1 rRNA gene is annotated in these 2,766 nt (G+C 51.1%); it reads left to right on the forward strand.

From position 1 onward, the window contains the following. A 23S ribosomal RNA gene (locus VEI_RS09255) occupies positions 1–2,765 on the forward strand; the annotation flags it as partial. Position 2,766: the final 1 nt, after the last annotated feature.

Below are 2,766 nucleotides of genomic sequence, written 5' to 3' on the forward strand. Positions count from 1 at the left end.
TATGAGGAGGGCACCTGGGGAACTGAAACATCTAATTACCCAGAGGAAGAGTAATCAAACGAGATTTTCTTAGTAGCGGCGAGCGAACGGGAAAGAGGCCAAACCGGAGCGGGCAACCGCACCGGGGTTGAGGACAGTCATCAAGTGTAAATGAGGTAGAAGAATCATGCTGGAAAGCATAGCCGCAGAAGGTGAAAGCCCTGTAATCGAAACCTTGCATACATGGGACTGTATCCAGAGTACCACGAGACACGTGAAACCTTGTGGGAAGCAGGGGGGACCACCCTCCAAGCCAAAATACTGATATCGACCGATAGCGCATAGTACCGTGAGGGAAAGGTGAAAAGAACCCCTGGCGGGGAGTGAAAGAGAACCTGAAACCGTATGTCTACAAACAGTCGAAGTCTGTATATATATCAGGACGACGGCGTGCCTATTGAAGAATGAACCGACGAGTTACTGTTGCTAGCGAGGTTAAGTGGAAAACATGGAGCCGCAGCGAAAGCGAGTCTGAACAGGGCGTTCAGTTAGTAATAGTAGACCCGAAACCGTAGTGATCTATCCATGGCCAGGTTGAAGCACAGGTAAAATTGTGTGGAGGACCGAACTCGTGAGCGTTGAAAAGCTTTGGGATGAGTTGTGGATAGGGGTGAAATGCCAATCGAACACGGAGATAGCTGGTTCTCCCCGAAATAGCTTTAGGGCTAGCCTCGAGGTTGAGAGTATAGGCGGTAGAGCACTGATCGGGCTAGGGGCCATACCGGTTACCGAACCTAGTCAAACTACGAATGGCTATACTTATACTCGGGAGTCAGACAGTGAATGATAAGGTCCATTGTCAAGAGGGAAACAGCCCAGAACACCGACTAAGGTCCCAAATGTTACACTAAGTGGCGAAGGATGTGGAGTTTCCAAAACAACCAGGATGTTGGCTTAGAAGCAGCCACCATTTAAAGAGTGCGTAATAGCTCACTGGTCGAGAGACTCTGCGCCGAAGATGTCCGGGGCTAAAGTGTAAAACCGAAGTCGTGTCATATACAGCAATGTATATGGGTAGGGGAGCGTTCTCATCGGGCTGAAGCAGTACCGTAAGGAGTTGTGGACTGATGAGAAGTGAGAATGTCGGTATGAGTAGCGAAAAGAATGGTGAGAATCCATTCCACCGAAAGCCTAAGGGTTCCTGAGCAACGATCGTCGTCTCAGGGTAAGTCGGGACCTAAGCCGAGGCGGAAAAGCGTAGGCGATGGACAACAGGTTGAAATTCCTGTACCGGTGTGAATCGTTTGATCGAAGGAGTGACACAGTAAGGTAGGTCAGCACGCGATTGGAAGTGCGTGTTTAAGCATGTAGGTTGAGCTATAGGCAAATCCGTAGCTCTAAAAGCTGAGATGTGATGACGAGCTGTTTACAGCGAAGTGATTGATCCTACACTGTCGAGAAAAGCTTCTAGGTAGAGACACATCGCCCGTACCAAAACCGACACAGGTAGGCGGGGAGAGAATCCTAAGGTGCGCGGGAAAACCCTCGTTAAGGAACTCGGCAAAATGCCTCCGTAACTTCGGGAAAAGGAGGACTCATGTAGTGTGAAGGGCAGTAACGCGTGGAGCATGAATGAGTGGCACAAGAGAGGCGCAAGCGACTGTTTACCACAAACACAGGTGCCTGCTAAAGCGAAAGCTGATGTATAGGTGCTGACACCTGCCCGGTGCTGGAAGGTTAAGAGGAGGGGTTAGACTTCGGTCGAAGCTCTGAATTGAAGCCCCAGTAAACGGCGGCCGTAACTATAACGGTCCTAAGGTAGCGAAATTCCTTGTCGGGTAAGTTCCGACCCGCACGAAAGGTGTAACGACTTGCGCACTGTCTCAACGAGGGACCCGGTGAAATTGAAGTACCTGTGAAGATGCAGGTTACCCGCGACTGGACAGAAAGACCCCATGGAGCTTTACTGCAACCTAAGATTGAACTTAGTTAATGAATGTACAGGATAGGTGGGAGACGTAGAACCTAGGACGCCAGTTTTAGGGGAGTCATTGTTGGGATACCACCCTTTCATTAATTGATTTCTAACGGGCCGAGTAACGACCGGCCGGACAGTCTTAGGCGGGCAGTTTGACTGGGGCGGTCGCCTCCTAAAGAGTAACGGAGGCGCCCAAAGGTTCCCTCAGAGCGGACGGAAATCGCTCGAAGAGTGTAAAGGCAGAAGGGAGCTTGACTGCGAGACGGACAGGTCGAGCAGGGACGAAAGTCGGGCTTAGTGATCCGGTGGTGCCGAGTGGAAGGGCCATCGCTCAACGGATAAAAGCTACCCTGGGGATAACAGGCTAATCTCTCCCAAGAGTCCATATCGACGGGGAGGTTTGGCACCTCGATGTCGGCTCATCACATCCTGGGGCTGAAGTAGGTCCCAAGGGTTCGGCTGTTCGCCGATTAAAGTGGTACGTGAGCTGGGTTCAGAACGTCGTGAGACAGTTCGGTCCCTATCCATCGCGGGCGCAAGAAACTTGAAGGGGGCTGCTCCTAGTACGAGAGGACCGGAGTGGACGAACCGCTGGTGTACCAATTATCCTGCCAAGGGTACAGTTGGGTAGCTACGTTCGGGACGGATAAACGCTGAAAGCATCTAAGCGTGAAACCAGCCTTGAGATGAGGTTTCTCATAGCATAAGCTAGTAAGATCCCATGTAGACGACATGGTTGATAGGCCAGGTGTGGAAGAGCCGTGAGGTTTGGAGCTGACTGGTACTAATAGATCGAGGGCTTTACTTAA

This window comes from Veillonella tobetsuensis, from assembly GCF_001078375.1.
GTDB classification, from domain to species: domain Bacteria; phylum Bacillota; class Negativicutes; order Veillonellales; family Veillonellaceae; genus Veillonella; species Veillonella tobetsuensis.